13 protein-coding genes and 2 pseudogenes are annotated in these 17,330 nt (G+C 57.9%); 10 read left to right on the top strand and 5 right to left on the bottom strand.

What is annotated here, in order from left to right; all coding sequences use genetic code 11:
- Positions 1-54 precede the first annotated feature (54 nt).
- On the bottom strand, positions 55-1,071 hold the full coding sequence (locus tag FBZ97_RS31315) for an ABC transporter substrate-binding protein (protein WP_113333623.1): 1,017 nt from the start codon (positions 1,069-1,071) through the stop codon (positions 55-57).
- A 298-nt stretch (positions 1,072-1,369) separates the two neighbouring features.
- Here FBZ97_RS31315 and FBZ97_RS31310 point away from each other — a divergent pair, with 298 nt between their 5' ends.
- The 3 genes from FBZ97_RS31310 (at position 1,370) to FBZ97_RS31300 (ending at position 4,965) form a co-directional block, all read left to right on the top strand.
- Positions 1,370-2,608, top strand: coding sequence for a sensor histidine kinase (locus FBZ97_RS31310; RefSeq protein WP_145323864.1), 1,239 nt, complete (start codon positions 1,370-1,372; stop codon positions 2,606-2,608).
- Entirely contained in the window at positions 2,605-3,336 is a 732-nt protein-coding gene (locus tag FBZ97_RS31305) for a response regulator transcription factor (RefSeq protein ID WP_145323866.1), read from the top strand. The genes FBZ97_RS31310 and FBZ97_RS31305 overlap by 4 nt, the downstream gene beginning before the upstream one ends.
- A 99-nt stretch (positions 3,337-3,435) precedes the next feature.
- Positions 3,436-4,965 carry an altronate dehydratase family protein gene (locus FBZ97_RS31300; RefSeq protein WP_145323868.1) on the top strand — a complete coding sequence of 510 codons (1,530 nt, stop codon included), beginning with the start codon at positions 3,436-3,438 and terminating at the stop codon, positions 4,963-4,965.
- Between the two features lie 12 nt (positions 4,966-4,977).
- Here FBZ97_RS31300 and FBZ97_RS31295 read toward each other — a convergent pair whose 3' ends face one another.
- Positions 4,978-5,973, bottom strand: coding sequence for a GntR family transcriptional regulator (locus FBZ97_RS31295; RefSeq protein WP_145323870.1), 996 nt, complete (start codon positions 5,971-5,973; stop codon positions 4,978-4,980).
- A 926-nt stretch (positions 5,974-6,899) separates the two neighbouring features.
- Here FBZ97_RS31295 and FBZ97_RS31290 point away from each other — a divergent pair.
- Positions 6,900-8,225: an NtaA/DmoA family FMN-dependent monooxygenase gene (locus FBZ97_RS31290; protein ID WP_145323872.1), complete on the top strand. Its 1,326-nt coding sequence runs from the start codon at positions 6,900-6,902 to the stop codon at positions 8,223-8,225.
- A gap of 159 nt (positions 8,226-8,384) precedes the next feature.
- Here the strand turns inward: FBZ97_RS31290 and treS are convergent.
- Positions 8,385-10,031 (bottom strand): annotated as a pseudogene (gene treS / locus FBZ97_RS31285) (maltose alpha-D-glucosyltransferase); the annotation flags it as partial.
- Positions 10,032-10,267: 236 nt separating this feature from the next.
- Here treS and FBZ97_RS31280 point away from each other — a divergent pair.
- On the top strand, positions 10,268-10,555 hold the full coding sequence (locus FBZ97_RS31280) for a DUF3175 domain-containing protein (protein ID WP_113333602.1): 288 nt from the start codon (positions 10,268-10,270) through the stop codon (positions 10,553-10,555).
- A gap of 87 nt (positions 10,556-10,642) precedes the next feature.
- On the opposite strand, the gene FBZ97_RS31275 is transcribed toward FBZ97_RS31280, so the two are convergent.
- Complete coding sequence (locus FBZ97_RS31275) at positions 10,643-11,062, bottom strand: HD domain-containing protein (RefSeq protein ID WP_145323876.1); 420 nt, start codon at positions 11,060-11,062, stop codon at positions 10,643-10,645.
- Between the two features lie 222 nt (positions 11,063-11,284).
- On the opposite strand from FBZ97_RS31275, the gene FBZ97_RS31270 reads away from it, so the two are divergent.
- The 5 genes and pseudogenes from FBZ97_RS31270 to ligD all read left to right on the top strand — a co-directional run bounded on the left by FBZ97_RS31270 (position 11,285) and on the right by ligD (position 16,391).
- Positions 11,285-11,866 (top strand): hypothetical protein, encoded by a 582-nt coding sequence (locus FBZ97_RS31270; protein WP_246661912.1) that lies wholly within the window; start codon positions 11,285-11,287, stop codon positions 11,864-11,866.
- A gap of 70 nt (positions 11,867-11,936) precedes the next feature.
- Complete coding sequence (locus FBZ97_RS31265; RefSeq protein ID WP_095437579.1) at positions 11,937-12,098, top strand: DUF1328 domain-containing protein; 162 nt, start codon at positions 11,937-11,939, stop codon at positions 12,096-12,098.
- A gap of 178 nt (positions 12,099-12,276) precedes the next feature.
- A pseudogene (locus FBZ97_RS31260) lies at positions 12,277-12,753 on the top strand (DUF4142 domain-containing protein); the annotation flags it as partial.
- A gap of 141 nt (positions 12,754-12,894) precedes the next feature.
- Entirely contained in the window at positions 12,895-13,788 is an 894-nt protein-coding gene (locus FBZ97_RS31255) for a Ku protein (protein ID WP_173002483.1), read from the top strand.
- Between the two features lie 2 nt (positions 13,789-13,790).
- Positions 13,791-16,391, top strand: coding sequence for a DNA ligase D (gene ligD / locus FBZ97_RS31250; protein ID WP_145323880.1), 2,601 nt, complete (start codon positions 13,791-13,793; stop codon positions 16,389-16,391).
- A gap of 38 nt (positions 16,392-16,429) precedes the next feature.
- On the opposite strand, the gene FBZ97_RS31245 is transcribed toward ligD, so the two are convergent.
- The gene (locus tag FBZ97_RS31245; RefSeq protein WP_145323882.1) at positions 16,430-17,236 is read right to left on the bottom strand and encodes a Ku protein; all 807 of its coding nucleotides are present in this window, start codon (positions 17,234-17,236) and stop codon (positions 16,430-16,432) included.
- Positions 17,237-17,330: the final 94 nt, after the last annotated feature.

The raw sequence follows: 17,330 nt of genomic DNA, 5'->3' as shown, positions 1-17,330 counted from the left end.
AGCAGGCGCCACCTTTTATCGGCGGCGCCCGTCTCTACGGTTCGCAGATATCGGTTACTTCGCCGCCGCGATGACTTTCTTGGCGTCGTCGAGCGTATACTCGACGTTCGCGACACCGCCCGCCTGCGTGTTGGCAAGGTTGGTTTCGAGATTGTCCTGATCGATGCGCAGGAATGGTACGACCAAATCCTTCTTCACCTCTTGACCGTCGAGAATCTGCTGGGCAACCCAGAAGGCCAGCGTGGAGACGCCTGGCGCGATCGAGACCGACATGGTCTCGTAGCCACTGGCATCCTTCTCCTTCTTCCACCAGGCAAGCTCGTCCTGGCGGTTGCCCATGACGATGGTTGGCATCGGACGCTTGGCGGCGGCAAAGGCCTGAGCGGCACCGTAGCCGTCGCCGCCCTGGGTCACGACCGCGGCGATATCGGGAAGGCTGGGCAGAATGCCGGCAACAGCACGCTGGGCGACATCCTGAGCCCAATCGCCGTGAACCGAACCGACGATCTTGAACTGCGGGTATTTGGCGGCAGCTTCATGGATGCCGGCCGAGATCTCATCATCGACGGAAACGCCTGCAAGCCCGCGGATTTCGAGCACATTGCCGCCCTTCGGCATCTTCTTGGCGAGATATTCGATCTGGCTGGCACCCATGCCCTTGAAGTCGACGGCGATGCGCCAGGCGCAGGGTTCGGTGACGATGCCATCGAAGGAAACGACGACGATCTTGGCATCGCAGGCTTCCTTGATCGCGCCGTTCAGCGCCGTCGGCGAGGCAGCATCGATGACGATCGCATCATAACCCTGCAGGATCATGTTCTGGATCTGGGCGGCCTGCTCAGTTGCCTGGTTTTCAGCCGTCGTGAACGGATCAGCCGCGGCGACGACACCGGCCTTGACCGCTTCACCCGTAACCTTCTGCCAGCTCGTCAACATGGCCTGGCGCCAGGAATTGCCGGCATAATTGTTCGATAATGCAATTTTCTTGGATGACGTATCGGCAAAGGCAGCCCCCGGCGCGGCAACGCAAGCGATGACGGCGGACGCCATAAGCATCTTGGCAATATTCATTTTTTCCTCCCAAAGCGCCTGTACTTCATCTTCCAGGCCAAGATTTTCGAGCGTGCTCCTCAACGAACGATCGAAAATAATATTTGCACTGAAGGTTGCCCTGTCAGTAGAAACAGGATGTCCGAGATTGTGACGCTTGTACAGGCGCTTAAAGGGCGGGACCTTGCGGGATCCCGCAGAAAAGATGCGCAAATCCGCAAGACGGATCTCTCGGATCGGCGCTTAATAGTGCCGGAAATTTGCATGCTGCGAGCGACCGGAGGAGCATAGGTCGGCGCATTGCCTGGGAGGGCGTATCTTGCGCGATCTGGCGCCGCAATCGGTCTTCGACCATTATCTCAATATATCGAGGCTTCTCGCCGGTCAGCTCGACTTTCACTCAGTCATCCAGGCGGTCGCCGCCGAAATCAGCCACGTCATCCCGCATGACCATCTGGATGTCTGTATCATCCTGATGGACGAGCAATTTCACACCGCCTATGAAAGCGGACTGGAAACGGATTGGGGTCGCCGTTTTCCCGCCCCCGTGAGCAATAGCCCCATCCGCACGCTTCTATGGGGCGAGACGGACTACCTCTTGACCGACGACGCCTGGAATGATCCCCAATTCCATTTCCAGGGCGCGTTTTCACATCCGATCTTTCATCAATCGCTGCATAGCCGTCTGCACGTGCCTCTGAAAGTCCAGGGGCATGTCATCGGTGCGCTTTCCTGCTCGAGCCACCAGACCGGCTTCTACACCATGCGAGATATCGAAAGTGCCCGCGTCATTGCCGATCTGCTGGCACCCCATTTCTTTGCAATCCGCGCCGCCGACCAAGCGAAACGCTCGGCAATCGTGGAAGCCGAAGCTCGTGCCCGCGAAGAGGGTCTGCGCCTCGGTGCCCTGAAATTGACTGAGGCCCTGGAAGCCGAGCGGCAGCGCATCGGCATGGACCTCCACGACCAGATTCTGGCCGACCTGACCCGTCTCTCAAGACGGCTGGAGCGGCTCGCGCGACAGCCCGATGTCACCGGCGAAGCGCTTGAGCCGCTCTTTCGCGGGCTGCAACACAGCATGCACGATCTTCGCCAGATCATCGAGGAGGCCAAGCCCTCCGTCCTTCAACTGTTCGGTTTCGCGCAGGCGATCGAGAACCATCTCGAACGGTCGATCCAGGAGAGCGGCGCGACTTTGATCTGGACACTGAACGACGAGACCGGCGGCGCGATCGACTGCCTTGAACAGTCGGTGTCCATTGCCCTATTCCGCATTGCGCAAGAGGCCATCAACAACGCCATTCGCCATGCCCAGGCCGGCAACATTGCGGTTCATCTGAAAGCACCCGAGGGTGCGGTCACCATTGATGTCGTGGATGACGGTGTCGGACTTGGAAATACCCGCAGACTATCGGGCGGCGGTATCGAAAATATGCGGACGCGTGCGCGCCTGATTTCGGCACGCTTCACGATCAAGGCCGCAGCAGCCTCCGGTGGAACGATCGTCAGTGTCAACCTGCCTGCCAAGGCGCAGACGGCCGGAGGAGCCGCCGCATGAAGGTTCTGATCATCGAAGACGATCCGCTCCATCGCTCCTATCTCAATGAAGCGATCCGCGCCGCACTTCCCGAATGCGATGGCGTGCTGGAGGCAGAAAATGGCAATACGGGCGAACGGCTGGCGCGGGATTTGAGGTCGTCTCATATCGTCATGGATCTGCAGATGAGCCAGCGCAACGGCATCGAAGCGGCCCGCACGATCTGGAAGGAGCGACCGGAGACACGCATCCTTTTCTGGTCAAACTATTCAGACGAGGCCTATGTTCGCGGCGTTTCGCGCATCGTGCCTGCCGGCGCCGTCTACGGATATGTTCTGAAATCCGCCTCGGACGACCGCCTGAAGCTGGCGCTTCGCAGCATCTTCATCGAAAGCCAGTGCGTTATCGACCGTGAGGTGCGCGGCATGCAGCAAAAGAGCCTCGGCAATGTTAACGGGTTCACCGAGGCCGAATACGAGATCCTGATCGATATCGCCCTTGGATTGACCGATCGCGCGATCGCCCAGCGGCGCAATCTTTCGGTCCGCAGCGTTCAGAACCGATTGCAGCAGCTCTATGTGAAACTCGGCGTCTATCAGCCGCTTGGCGGTCAGGATGATGATGGTCGTTTCAATCTGAGAGCGCGCGCGGTTGCCGTCGCCTTCTTAAGAAAACTTCTCAACCACAGCGCGCTCGAACGTGCAGAAGTCGATCTTTCCGCCTGGCTGGCGCGCCAACCACGCAACTGAAAGCAAGCCCTGCGCTAACGTCGATCGTGCTTGACGTCTTCCCTCGAATAATTGTCTATTGCTAGCAATAGACATTAATCCAACCATATGGAACTTCCTATGTCCGCCGTTTCGCCTGTCATCCTGCTCAACCCCATCGACGATGTCGCGGTCGCTCGCGCGATGATCCGCGCCGGCAGCCCGACCGGCATCGACGGCTTGATCGCGGCAGACCAGATCCCGCGCGGTCACAAGGTGGCAGTCCGCGATATCCAGGTCGGCCAGGAGATCCGCAAATTCGGTCAGCCGATCGGCGTCGCGACACAGTTCATTCCGGCCGGCGGCCACGTCCATTTACAGAACCTGGCCGTGATCGAATCCGACCATCCCTACCAGTTCAGCGTCGATATCGAAGAGATGGGCATGTTGCCGCAAGAGGACTGTCGGACCTTCATGGGCTTCGACCGCGGCGCCGGCGGCGTCGGCACGCGCAATTTCATCGGCATCATCACGACGGTCAATTGCTCGGCAACCGTCTCGAAATATATCGCCGAACATTTCAATCGCACCGGCGGGCTTGAGGGCTTCGACAATGTCGATGGTGTCGTGGCGCTGACCCACGGCGGCGGCTGCGCCATCAACACCCAATCGGAGGGCTACCGCTACCTGGCCCGCACCCTCCAGGGCTATGCGCGGCACCCGAATTTCGGCGGCATCCTGATGATCGGCCTTGGCTGCGAAACCAATCAGATCGCACCCATCCTGGAGCATTACAAGCTTGAGGAAGGAAACCGCCTGCGCACCATGACGATCCAGGATCTCGGCGGTACCCGCAAGACAATCGCGGCCGCTTCCGAAATGATCAAAGACATGTTGCCCGAGGTGAACTCAGCCAAGCGCACCGTCCAGCCGCTTTCGGGGATCAAATTGGCCCTGGAATGTGGCGGCTCCGATGGCTATTCCGGAATATCGGCCAACCCGGCGCTCGGCTATGCCTCCGATCTTCTCGTGCGCAATGGCGGCACCTCGGTTCTGGCGGAAACGCCGGAGATCTACGGTGCGGAACATCTGCTGACACGCAGAGCGGTTACGCCTGCGGTCGCAGAAAAGCTACTCTCCCGGATCGACTGGTGGCGCGAATATACCCGCCGCAACGGTGCGGAACTCAACAACAACCCTTCCTATGGAAACAAGCTCGGCGGGTTGACGACCATCCTCGAGAAGTCGCTCGGAGCCGTCGCCAAGGGCGGCTCGATGCCGCTGAAGGCCGTCTACGAATATTCGGAGATCGTCGATGAACCCGGTTTCGTCTTCATGGACACGCCCGGCTATGATCCCGTCGCCGTCACCGGCCAGGTTGCCGGCGGCTGCAATGTAATCTGCTTCACGACGGGCCGAGGCTCCGTCTCCGGCTTCAAGCCGGCGCCCTGCGTCAAGATCGCCACCAATACCGAGATGTACAACCATATGCGCGAGGATATGGACATCAATTGTGGCGACATCGTCAGCGGCGACGATACGATCGAGGCGGCCGGCGAACGGATCTTCGAAGAAATCATCGCTGTCGCCTCCGGAAAGAAGACGCTGAGCGAGATCTTCGACTATGGCGATAATGAATTCGTTCCCTGGCAGGTCGGCGCCATCACCTGATGCCGTTCCGTATTAGAGGATGAAACTGTATTCGTCCGGTTGATAGTGCTCGCGGATATAAGCGGCACGCGCCTGTACGTTGGGCTGAGAATTGCTGATGTGATCACGCATCGCTTTCTTCAGCCCTTCCTCATCGCGCTTTTGCACCATCTTGAAGACACCGATATGCTCGGAGAGGAAGGGCTCGTATTCCGGCCTCTTGATGCGGCTGCCGACGATGTGCTTGCTGAGGGTCAGGATGCAGTGAGTCCGCTTCAGGATGCTCAGGAACTCCTTGTTCGGGCAAGCCTGCAGGCTGCGCAGATGAAGGTCCAGCTCAAGCTCATACATGGTCGAGGCCGATACATCGGGATAATCTGCAAGCGCCAGCGCCAGCCTTGAAAGCATTGTGTCGACATGTTCGTTCGAAAGCCCGCCCAGGGCACTTGCAAGGGTCGCCGGCTCGATTTGCTCGCGCACCTCGTAGAGGTCGCGAATGCGCTGGCTGTCGAGCGGTACGATCGACCAGCGGAAATTATCGTCCTTTTCGGTGATGCCGAGCGTTTCGAGCTTCAGCAGTACGTCGCGTGCTACCCCACGCCCAACGCCGAAATGCCGTGCGAGCTCGTTTTCATTGATGCGATAGCGGCCGAAAAAGGAGCGATAGACGACGATGCTCTCGACATCTTCATAGAGCGCCTGCCAGGCGAATATCGGCCTGTCGTCATCCCCGTCGAACATTTTGCCGAGATAGTCCGCAAGTTTGATCCGCCTCGGAAGAGTCCCTGTCTTGCCGACAATAAAACCGCGGCCATCAAACCGTGTGATCAATCCATCCTCGAAGAGGAGCTGGAGTGCCCGACGTACCGGCGCTCGGCTGCTGTCTATCAAGCCCGCAAGAGCGGCCTCGGTCAACACTGCGCCCTCGGGCACCGTCCCATCGAGAATCTCGGCCTTCAGCCGCCCGAAGAGCTCCTCATAGAGACTGGTTTTGCGCGAACCGCCGTTCCCTAGCCGTGATATGCCCATGTCGTCCTATATTTCGCGTCCGAGTCTGTAACTTCTATGGAGAGCATCTCGCTAACTATAGAAGAGCAACGATTCCAAAGCGGCTCCGATATCTGACGGAAAAATTCGATTGCCTTCCTCACCCTGCTTAGAACCAGTGACGTAAATATCCATAACATGCTTTCGACACTTCCACGAAAATCCGATGTCGCCGATCGGGCCTGAAAAGTGGCGCCCGGCATATCCTGGATTCCGGCTTTAATCGTTCAGTTGCTCCCGAACCTCTTCGGTCGCGACCATCGGCTTTTGCTCATCGAGAGCTGTCATCGGGATGTTTTTACTGAATAAGAGACGCCAAGCCGATACCGATCATGCATATCAGCAGCCCTGCAGAGATGAAAAACAGGACCAGAGGTGTATAATTCGACATCAGGTCCTCCTTTCGAAGTTACGCTGCGTGTCGCCGTGGAGGGAAAGCAAATTACCCTTCGTGGGTATTGAAGCGGTTCATGACATTCCGCTCCTCGCCAGAACCGAACGAAGGCTCGTCGTCTAAATCTACGCGGGCGTGCGCTTTTGGTTCCGATAATCGCCAAGATGTTTAGGCAAATCCATCTCACTCGCCTCCGTAGCCCCAGATCCAATGCCCAGTCCTTGCCGAAGGACGAAAATTCCCATGGCCGACATATCAGCCAAGGGAATGCCTCCTGCCGATAGCTGAAGCCTATCCAGAGACTGCCGATCATCGGGAACCCACCGATCGACCCTGCCATCTCTCGATCACCCAATGCTTCGGTGGCTCAGGACGTATAATTTCAGGAGGGTGTCGCACGGCACGATCTTTCATTGTGCAGCCGACGATTAAAACATCATTGCTCGATCTAATAGTCTATTAAAAATATAGATTATAACAATTGACATTGCCGACGATATCAAGGAAATTCGCGATGACCCACAATCGTCCCCGACGCCTCAAGACATTGACCGGAGCAAGCAGCGTCATTTCCGCCGGAAACGACACAAGCCCCGTCACCGGCATCAAGCGTGCCATCGAGCTCGCCCGCAAGGCGGAAGCGGAAAAGATCACCGGGCTGTTCACGGCCGACCTGCTCCATATCGACCCGGCGGGACTTGCCGGAACCGCCGGCATCCAGGAGCCGATCATCGCGCTTGCCGCCTTGAGCCAGGTGACGTCACACATTGGCCTGATCGCCACCGTCTCTACCACCTTTCACTATCCCTACAATCTGGCCCGCCAGATCGGCACGCTCGACCATGCAAGCGGCGGGCGCGCCGGCTGGAATGCCGTGACATCCTCTGTCGGCGAGGAGAATTTCGGCGAGACATTGCCAAGCCCGGAGGAGCGCTATGAGCGGGCTGCTGAATTCATCGAAATCGTCAATGCGCTTTATGATGCCAATGAACGCAATGCCGCCGAACGCAAGGCGTCCGGGGCGATCGGTATCAATCCGGCAAAATTCCATCCGATCAACTATCGCGGCAAGCACTTCCAGGTCGACGGCCCCTTGAACGTGCCGCCTTTGCCGCAGGGTCGCCCCGTCCAGTTCCAGGCGGGCCAGTCGGAAGCCGGTGTCACCGTCGGCGCACGATATGCCGAGGTGGTCTATACCTCGCAGCCCAAGCTCGAGGATGCCATCGCTTTCGCCACGGAACTGCGGCGTCGCGCGACAAGCTTCGGGCGCGCAGCCGGCTTCCCCCTCATCATGAACTCATTCCATTCGGTGATCGGCGATTCCGATGCGGATGTCGCAAGACGCCTGAAGGAGAAGCATGAGCGGATCGACTACGAACAAGGTCGCCTGAAACTGGCGGACATGCTCGGCGGCGATCTCGATCTTTCCGAACTGCCGCTCGACAAGCCTTTGCCGGAGGCGCTGCTGCCTGAGGTCACCAGCATCAACCGACGGCGCGGCCGCGTGGAAATCTTCCGCCGCTATGCGCGTGAAGGACTGACCTTGCGGCAGCTCATCATTCAGGCGCAGGAAACCGGTCACTGGTCGGTCGCCGGCACGCCGGAGCAGCTTGCCGATGCGATCGAGGAACGCTTTCGGGCCGGAATTCTCGATGTTCTCTCGCTCCACGGCTTCGGCAATCCGGACCAGGAGGATCTGCTGGTGAACGGGCTGCTGCCCGAGTTGCGGCGGCGGTCGATCATCGACACCGATTATATCGGAGACGATTTCCGTTCGAATCTGGAGCTCCCGCCCTATGTAGTTACAGACGGCGCGTTGAACTCGGCCAGGCGCGCCTGATCCGTACCCGGCCAATGGTCACAACAACTTGCGGTAAGGCTTTGAGCCTGTTGCCGCCGAATGGCACGAAGATCGTCGTGCAACCAGAGCTGCCCTTCTCAAATAGGAAAACAAGGGCGAGCCGACCGTGTTTTGATGGCTGGAAGGCTCACCTCAGGGCTTCAGCCGGAACCAGAAATAACCGTAGGGCTGAAACATGATCGGATAACGATGCTTGCCCACAGCCGGAAATGCCGTCTTCCCAAACAGCTCCCTGGGACGACTGCCCGAATATTGATGTAAATCGAGCATGGCGGCCTGAGCGATGTTTGACAGATTCGCGACGCAGAGAACGCATTCGCCTTTATATTCTCTGACATATGCGATGACGGCCGGGTTTTCCGTGCTCACAAAGCAAATCGCGCCCCTTGCGAAGGCTTGATGCGCCGATCGGATTGCCAGGATGCGACGAACCCAGTTCAGAAGCGAATGCGGGTCCTTCTCCTGTGCGGCGACATTGATTACCTGGAAGCCGAAACGGGGATTATCGATGAGCGGCAGTGCGAGGGTCTTTGGATCGCCGCCCGAAAATCCGGCATTTTTGCCGCTGGACCATTGCATCGGTGTGCGAACACCATCTCTATCTCCCAAATCGACATTGTCGCCCATGCCGATCTCATCGCCATAGTAAAGTACAGGGCTACCGGGTAAAGAGAACAACAACATGTGGAGAAGCTCGACGCGACGCCGATCCTGATCCATGAGCGGCGACAAGCGACGCCGGATGCCGAGATTCAATCGGGCGCGTTCGTCGGAAGCATAGGTGTCCCAAAGAAAATTGCGCTCGGCCTCGGTGACCATTTCCAAAGTCAGCTCGTCATGGTTTCTGAGGAAAATGGCCCACTGGCATTCCTCAGGGATGCCATCGGTCTGCTGCACCATGGTGATGATCGGCTGGGAATTTCCCATTGCAACCGCGGTGAATATTCGCGGCATCAGCGGGAAATGGAAGGCCATGTGGCATTCGTCCCCTGTTCCGAAATAGTCCCGTGCCTGATCCGGCCATTGATTTGCTTCTGCAAGGAGTATGACGCCGGGATAGCTTGCCTCGAGCGTCTTTCTGATGTGCTTGAGCAGCCTGTGCGTTTCAGGAAGATTCTCGTTATTGGTGTTTTCTCGCTCAACAAGATACGGAACAGCATCGAGGCGAAAGCCGTCCACGCCGAGATCGAGCCAGAAGCGCATGATATCCAAAACCGCTTCGATGACGGCAGGATTGTGATAGTTCAGATCCGGCTGATGGGAGTAGAAGCGATGCCAGAAATAGGCGTTGGCAAGCGGGTCCCAGGTCCAATTGGATCTCTCGCTATCGACGAAAATGATGCGTGTTTCCGCAAACTTGTCGTCCGTTTCCGACCAGACGTAGAAATCCCGTTCCGGAGACCCGGCCGGCGCGTTTCGGGCACGCTGAAACCAGGGATGCTGATCGGAAGTATGGTTGAGAACCAGCTCCGTAATGACATGCATGTTGTGGGCATGGGCCGCCTCCACGAACCTTCTGAAATCGTCGAGCGTCCCGAATTCCGCGCTGATGCTTTCATAATCGAGCACGTCATAGCCGTCGTCACGGCGGGGAGATGGATAAAACGGCAAAAGCCAGATCGTGTTGACACCTAGCGATGCCAGGTAATCCAGTTTGCGCGTCAATCCGGCGAAATCGCCAAATCCATCTCCATTGGCGTCGAAGAACGACTTCACATGGAGTTGGTAGATGACAGCATCCTTATGCCAGGACGCATAGCGAAGCTCGCGTTCGGTTTCGCTCAATCGGCAGCTCCCTCGGCAACCATTGTTTCGGTCAGGCGCGACAGGTTCTGGCCACAAAACTAATACTGCCTGTTGTCTCTTCAAGATTGCCCAGGGGAAATCTACAAGCCTGATGCCGATGTTCGCCCCCATGACGGGGAACATGACGGCAGCTCGCTTGTTCGGATTCCAGCGCCGGCAAGCTCAGCCTTTCAGGGCTGCTGGCGGCACCGCGAATTTCAACGAGGAATGCAGCAATGCCCAAAGGTAAATCGAAGAAATGGTCACAGCGCGTCAATGAGACCAGTGATGCCATGGACCTGAAGAAAGGCGTATTCAACGAGCGCAGCGCCAAGAAAATTGCCGATTCACTCAAAGAATCCGCCGAAAACAGCGACCGCCGCAAATCCAGTCCGTTTCGATCCGCCATGTCGATGTTGAACTTCTATATCAATCGGGCGGGCGATCAGCTTTCGAAATCCCGGCGCGCAACGCTGGAGAAGGCAAAAACCGAACTCCGCAAGGATTTTGGCCGCGATCCCTGAGGAGCTGGGTTCAGAGCTAAAGTCATCAGAACCATGATCGCTCCCCTCGATTGGATCACGCCCCTCAAGCATCGAAGGAGGCATCCCCTACTTTCGGCTCGCCATTTCGAGCAGGGTGTCTAAGCCGCGCTGATATTTTGCGGCGTCCTTGCCTATCTGCTCGCTTTGCCAAAGATTGTCCTCAAGGTCGGCCCGCTTGACGGGCAAAGCCAGCACATTCGCTGCCGCACGATGGATGAATTGCTCGTCCGGCTCGCCCGGCCGCCGCGTCAAGGCATCGACGGCAGATAGAATCCTTGTCGGGAAGCCCTCTTCCTGCAGACGATCGAGCGTCCATCCTCTTCCCTTTTCGACGACATCATGAAGATAGGCGACCGTGCGGGCCTCGTCACCGGAAACCAGCAGTGCGACGCGTTGGCAATGCTCAAAGAAAGGCCGTCCAGTCTTGTCCGTCTGCCCTTCGTGCGCCTCGAGCGCGATATGGATGGCTTGGTCAAGATGTTTCACGGTAAAAGCTTTCCGGGTCGTTGATATCGCTTGCTGGCGGATATATCGCGAAATCGTATGTTTGCAGGCGTTTGGATGGCGCGCGATTGACGACATAATCGGCGCCGCCTCGTCTGAAAGACAAATCAGCCAGAGAACCCCGTTGACCGCGGATAGTTCCTCCCTCCGCAATAGAAAAACATCGAGTTAGCTCGATTGGCCTATCGGATTTGCGATTCTGCCATGCTGACGCCGGATTTTTCTGATGTGTCTGCGCCAGGTTTAGAAGGGCGCATCATGGAATTCCTCAATTATTACATTGATCGACCGCTGCTGCGTGGCGGATCGGCGGTCATGCAACTATGGCACACACAGACAGGCCATTCTCCGCAGAAGCTCTTCCCTTTGTGGAACCTCATCGTCATACTTGCCCTTCTGTCGGCATGCGGCCTGTTTTTAAACGGCCCTATCTATGTTTTCGGGCTCGGCACGCTCTTCATGCTTTCGCTTCCGTCACTGCGGTTGTTGGCCCTGGGACGGGTGGGACGGATTTACGATATGCGGTCCTATCGGGCGCTCGCGGCGACGGCCACCCGCAAGCGTGAAACGGAATGGGCGGTACGCCTGACCGTTTTGTTCACCGCCGTCATCTTCCCCTTCTGCGTCTCCGCCGGTGATGAGGCCGCAAGCTCATTCCTGCTCGGCGCCAGCCTTTGGTTTGTGTTGACAGCACCGGCAAAGATGTATCTGGACGCCGCCGAGCCGCCGCCTCCCGGCAACGGCGGCGAGCAGGCTTGGTCGAGGCAGGCAACCGCTGCAGTGTGATGCTTCCAACCTCCTCAGGAACAAACCACTCACAATTTCGTTCTCTTTGCAGCAACCAATGGAGAGCGAAATGCTTTATTATGCACTGATATTTCTCGTCGTAGCTTTGATTGCAGGTGCGCTCGGCTTCGGTGGCATAGCAGGCGCATCTGCGTCCATCGCACAGGTCCTGTTCTTTATCTTCCTCATCTTCTTCGTGGTGTCGCTGATCATGAATGTGATGAGACGCTGAGGAGGAAGGCGAAGGAGGATACGATCGTTGAGGCCAGGAAGCCGGTCTTATGCTCTGACAGGAAGCTTGCCTTCGCCGCGTATTTTTGGTCCTCTGTATCCATGAGGATAAATGGCCCAGGAACGTTTCGCCTCTTTCCAAGTTCGAAGAGCGAAGGAAGGGGAACGCCACCAGCGCCTTCGCCCAGTCGGCTGCCGAAAAGACAGGAGTCAATTCGCTCGTATGCGCCGCACCGGCGGCGCAGGATTTCGTCAATGAAGCGGCGAGCTGCGACATGTTCGAAATCGAAGCCAGTAAGCTTGCTCTGCAGCGGGGCGATGTTCAGACGAAGGCTTTTGCGCAGCAAATGGTCGATGATCATCAGAAGACGAGGATGCAGTTGAAAGATCTGATAAGGAGCGGCAAGGCGAAGGCGGCGCTTCCCAGCGATATGACCTCCAATCAGAAAAAGATGCTGACCAGGCTCCAAAAGCTGCAAGGAAGAGAATTCATTCAGCGCTACGATTCCGACCAACGTTCAGCTCACGCCAAAGCCGTCGATCTTTTCAAACGATATGGCGAAAAGGGAGACGGTGCTGCTTTGAAAGCATGGGTCGCGAATACGACACCTACGCTCGAACATCATCTGCAGATGGCCAAGCAATTGGGAAAATAGGTCCCGAGGCGCCAGGCTCGCAACGTCGCGCATGACGTCAATCCAATATCGGAAAAGCACGCCGGTCAGCGCAGCGGCGAAATCCGAAATCGCGGAACAATGCCGTTTCGGCATCGTTGAATATCATTGTGAAAATGGAGCATCCCCATGAGCCCGCGTGCGCAATGGAAAGGATATCTCAAATTCGGGGAGGTCAGCTGCCCGGTCGCGCTCTATACGGCAGTTTCCACCTCGGAACGGATTTCCTTTCACACGCTGAACCGGGCGACCGGCAACCGGGTCAGGCGCGAATTCATCGATAGTGCGAGCGGAAAGCCGGTGCCGCGCGAGGATCAGGTCAAGGGTTACGAACTCAACAAGGACGATTACGTCATCCTTGAGCCCGAGGAAGTCGCCGCGGCGGTGCCGGAAAGCGATAAGGTCCTGCATGTACAAGCCTTTCTGGCATGCGATGAAATCGATGATGTCTATTTCGACCGGCCCTATTATCTGGCCCCTTCCGCTCCGGCGAGCGCAGAAGCGTTCGCGCTGATCCGCGAAGGGATGCGCAAGAAGCAGGTTGCCGCCATTGCCCGCACCGTTCTGTTTCGCCGCCTTCGGACAATGATGATCCGCGCCCATGGCGCGGGGCTGATCGCTACGACATTGAATTTCGATTATGAGGTTCGCTCGGCACAGGAAGCTTTCGAGGACGTACCCGATATGAAGATCAAGGGCGAAATGCTCGATCTCGCCAGACATATCATCGCCACCAAGAAAGGCAGTTTCGATGCCAGTGAATTCGACGACCGCTATGAGGCCGCGCTCGCTGAATTGGTAAAAGCCAAGATCGAAGGCAAAAAGATCCCGCAACGCAAGCCGGCGAAAGTCGCCAAGGTTACCGATCTTATGGAGGCTCTGCGCCAGAGCGCCGGCATGGCTGGCCAAGGCAAGACAGGCGCCCAACATCCCGCCAAGAAATCGCGTGCGGCATCCGGCAAGGCAGCAAAATCGCGTGCCGCCGCCTCCTCGCGGACACAACGCAAGGCGAGCTGATCATGGCGTTGGAGATCTATAACCGCAAACGCGATTTCACCAGAACATCGGAACCAAAGGGCCGCGCGAGCAGGAACAAGGCTGCATCAGCCGGCAGCAGCTTCGTCATCCAGAAGCACGATGCGCGCCGGCTCCACTATGATTTTCGCCTCGAATTGGACGGCGTGCTGAAGAGCTGGGCGGTGACCAGGGGGCCAAGTCTGGTGGCCGGCGAGAAGCGGCTCGCGGTACAGACCGAAGATCATCCCCTGGAATATGGCGGTTTCGAAGGCACGATTCCGAAGGGCGAATATGGCGGCGGCACCGTCATCGTCTGGGACAAAGGTACGTGGACGCCGCTTGGCGACCCCCACAAGGGACTGGCAAAAGGACATCTCGAATTCGAGCTTCACGGAAAAAAACTCGGTGGCCGGTGGCATCTGATCCGCATGGCCGGAAAGCCGCGTGAGAAGCGGGAAAACTGGCTGTTGATCAAAGGCGAGGACGATGCGGCCCGCCCGGAGGGTGCGCCCGATATCCTCGAAGAGCAGCCGGAATCGGCAAAGACGGGACGGGTCATCGATGAGGTTGCAGGCGAAAAGCCGGGCTGGTCGTCCAAAACGGGCAAGATTGATCGCAGGATAGCCCGAGCCAAGGATGAGAGCTTCAACGACAAGGGCAAGAATAAAAAGAAGCCGAGCCAAGCTGCGCCCGAGCGGGAAGCCGATGCGAAGCCCATTGAGCCATCCGCCTTAAAGGACGCCAGGAAGGCTGCCCTGCCGGCGTTTGTCGAGCCCGCCCTGGCGACACTGGTATCCAAGCCTCCCACGGGCAAGCGCTGGCTTCACGAGATCAAATTCGACGGCTATCGGCTCGAGGTTCGCATCGAGGCAGGCCGCGTCAAGCTGCTGACGCGCAGCGGCCTCGACTGGACTCAGAAATTCGGCAAGGAGATCATCAGCGCCTTCAAGGATCTCCCCGTCGGCACAGCCATCATCGATGGCGAACTGGTCGTCGAGCCAGCTGCCGGCGCCTCAGACTTCTCCGCCCTGCAGGCCGACCTCAGCGAAGGGCGCAGCGACCGTTTCGTCTTCTACGCATTCGATCTCATCTACCTCGATGGCTATGATCTAACTGCCTGCCCCTTGGTCAGCCGCAAGGACTTGCTGCAGAAGATCATTTCGTCCGAAACCGGGATCCTCCGCTTCAGCAGCCATTTCGACGAGAATGGCGATCTGCTGTTGAACCATGCCTGCCGGTTGAGCCTGGAAGGGATCGTCTCCAAGATCGCCAGCGATCCCTATCGCTCCGGCCGCGGCAAGAGCTGGGTCAAATCGAAATGTTCGTCACGACAGGAATTCGTCATCGGCGGCTGGGTGCCGTCGACGACATCGAGAAACGCGATCGGCTCGCTGGTTCTCGGCGTCTACGAGCATGGCAAGCTGCAGCATGTCGGCCGCGTCGGAACCGGGTACACACACACAGTCGCCGAGCAGCTCTTCAAAAGGCTTGCCCGCCTGAAGGCAGAGGAAAGTCCTTTCGCTTCCAGGCTGACGGCAGAAGAACATCGCGGTGTCCGCTTTATACGGCCCGAACTGGTCGCGGAAGTCGAATTCCGTGCGTGGACCGCCGACGGCCATCTGCGTCATGCGTCCTTCCGTGGCTTAAGAGAAGACAAGAACCCACTCGACATTGTTCGCGAAGCACCGAAATCAGCCGCCAAGACCTCGACTGAAAGGCCGTCGCGAGCCAGCATCTCCCTGACCCACGGCGATCGTCTCTATTGGCCGGACGAGGGCGTCACAAAAGCCGGACTTGCAGATTACTACACCGAGGTCTGGCGCTACATGGGACCCTTTGTCGTCGGCCGGCCGCTTGCGCTGGTGCGCTGCCCGAACGGGATCGGCGGCCAGCATTTCTTCCAGAAGCACGCCTGGAAGGGCATGAACCGGAACATCGCATTGGCGAAGGACCCGCAAGGCGAGGAGCCATATGTGAGCATAAACGACCTGAGCGGCCTGATCGGCCTCGTACAGGCCGCTGTCCTGGAGATCCATCCCTGGGGATCGATGGTCGGCAATTGGGAAAAGCCTGACATGATCATCATGGATCTCGATCCTGGTCCGAATGTCGCATGGACAGAGGTCATCGCCGCCGCGGAAGAGACCGGCGAACGGCTGAAACGGGCGGGTCTCGTTCCCTTCGTCAAGACATCCGGCGGCAAAGGGCTGCACATCGTCTGTCCGCTGGTCGCCAAAGCCGAGTGGCCTGCCGTGAAAGCCTTTACCAAGGACATCGCCGACGCGATGGCCGCTGATAGCCCCGGCCGCTATGTTTCGACCATCACCAAATCGAAACGCCGGGGCAAGATCCTGGTCGACTATTTGCGAAACCAACGCGGCTCGACTGCTGTTGCGCCCTATTCGACCCGCGCTCGTCCTGGAGCTGCCGTCTCGATGCCCTTGTCCTGGGAGGAACTGAGCCCCGCCATCGGCCCCGACTATTTCACCGTGCTCAACGTGCCGACACGGCTTGCCGCGCTTCGCTCGGATCCCTGGGCCGAGTTCAGGAAAGCCGCAGAACCATTGCATCTGCCCGACGCGAAGCGCAAGCGCGGCTCATGACAGGCTCCGTCTTCCCGGCGGAAACCCCTTGATGCGGATTATCTTTTCTTTGCACCCTTTTCCTGTGAGAGGCTCTTTCGAAGTGCATCCATGATGCTGATGACATTGCCCGTGGCAGGTGCCTCTTCGGGCTTTGCCCTTGCGGGGCGCTTGCGACCCTTCTTCTTGGCAGCGATGATATCGAGAAGCTTGTCCTGGACGGGGTCCGAGACCATACCTGGGTCCCATGATTTCGTTCGCTCATCTATCAGCTCTCCCACGAGCTTCAGCAGTTTGGTGTCGACCGATTTTGCAGGGATGTCTTCGAAGTAATCCCCTTCATCCCGGACCTCATCGCCAAATCGCAACGTCCACAGGACGATCCCTTTGTCTCGCGCTTCCAGCATGACGGCACGCTCACGGCGATACATGACGAGCCGGGATATGCCGACCATGCGGCTCGCGGCCATCGCATCCCGAATGACGCAGTAAGCCTCCTCACCGACAGCATCGTTCGGCGTCAGATAATGCGGCGTATCGAACCAGATCCATTCGATGCTGTCGCGCGGTACGAACATCTCGATATCGATCGTTCTGGTACTTTCCAACGCCACGGCATCGAGCTCTTCGTCCTCGAGCATGACATAGTCATCCTCGCCGCGCTCATATCCCTTGACCTCATCGTCTTCGTCGACCGCCTTGCCCGTGACGGAATCGACATATTGGCTGACGATGCGGTTGCCCGTCTTTCTGTTCAGCGTGTGGAAGCGAACTTTCTCGTTAACGGTGGTCGCCGGAGCCATGGCGACCGGACATGTCACGAGCGACAGTTTGAGATAGCCTTTCCAGAATGATCTTGGCGCCATGGGTTTTCCTCCACCAGGAAGGGGAACGGTCTTTGGCGGGCATGGTTCCCGACCATCCATGCCATCAAATTCCGCACGCAATGCATGCTGCCGA

The organism is Rhizobium sp. ERR 942 (genome assembly GCF_007828395.1).
In the GTDB taxonomy this organism is placed as follows: Bacteria; Pseudomonadota; Alphaproteobacteria; order Rhizobiales; family Rhizobiaceae; genus Rhizobium; species Rhizobium dioscoreae.
Note: the sequence above shows the minus strand (reverse complement) of the source record. Positions and strands in the feature narration are given on the sequence as shown.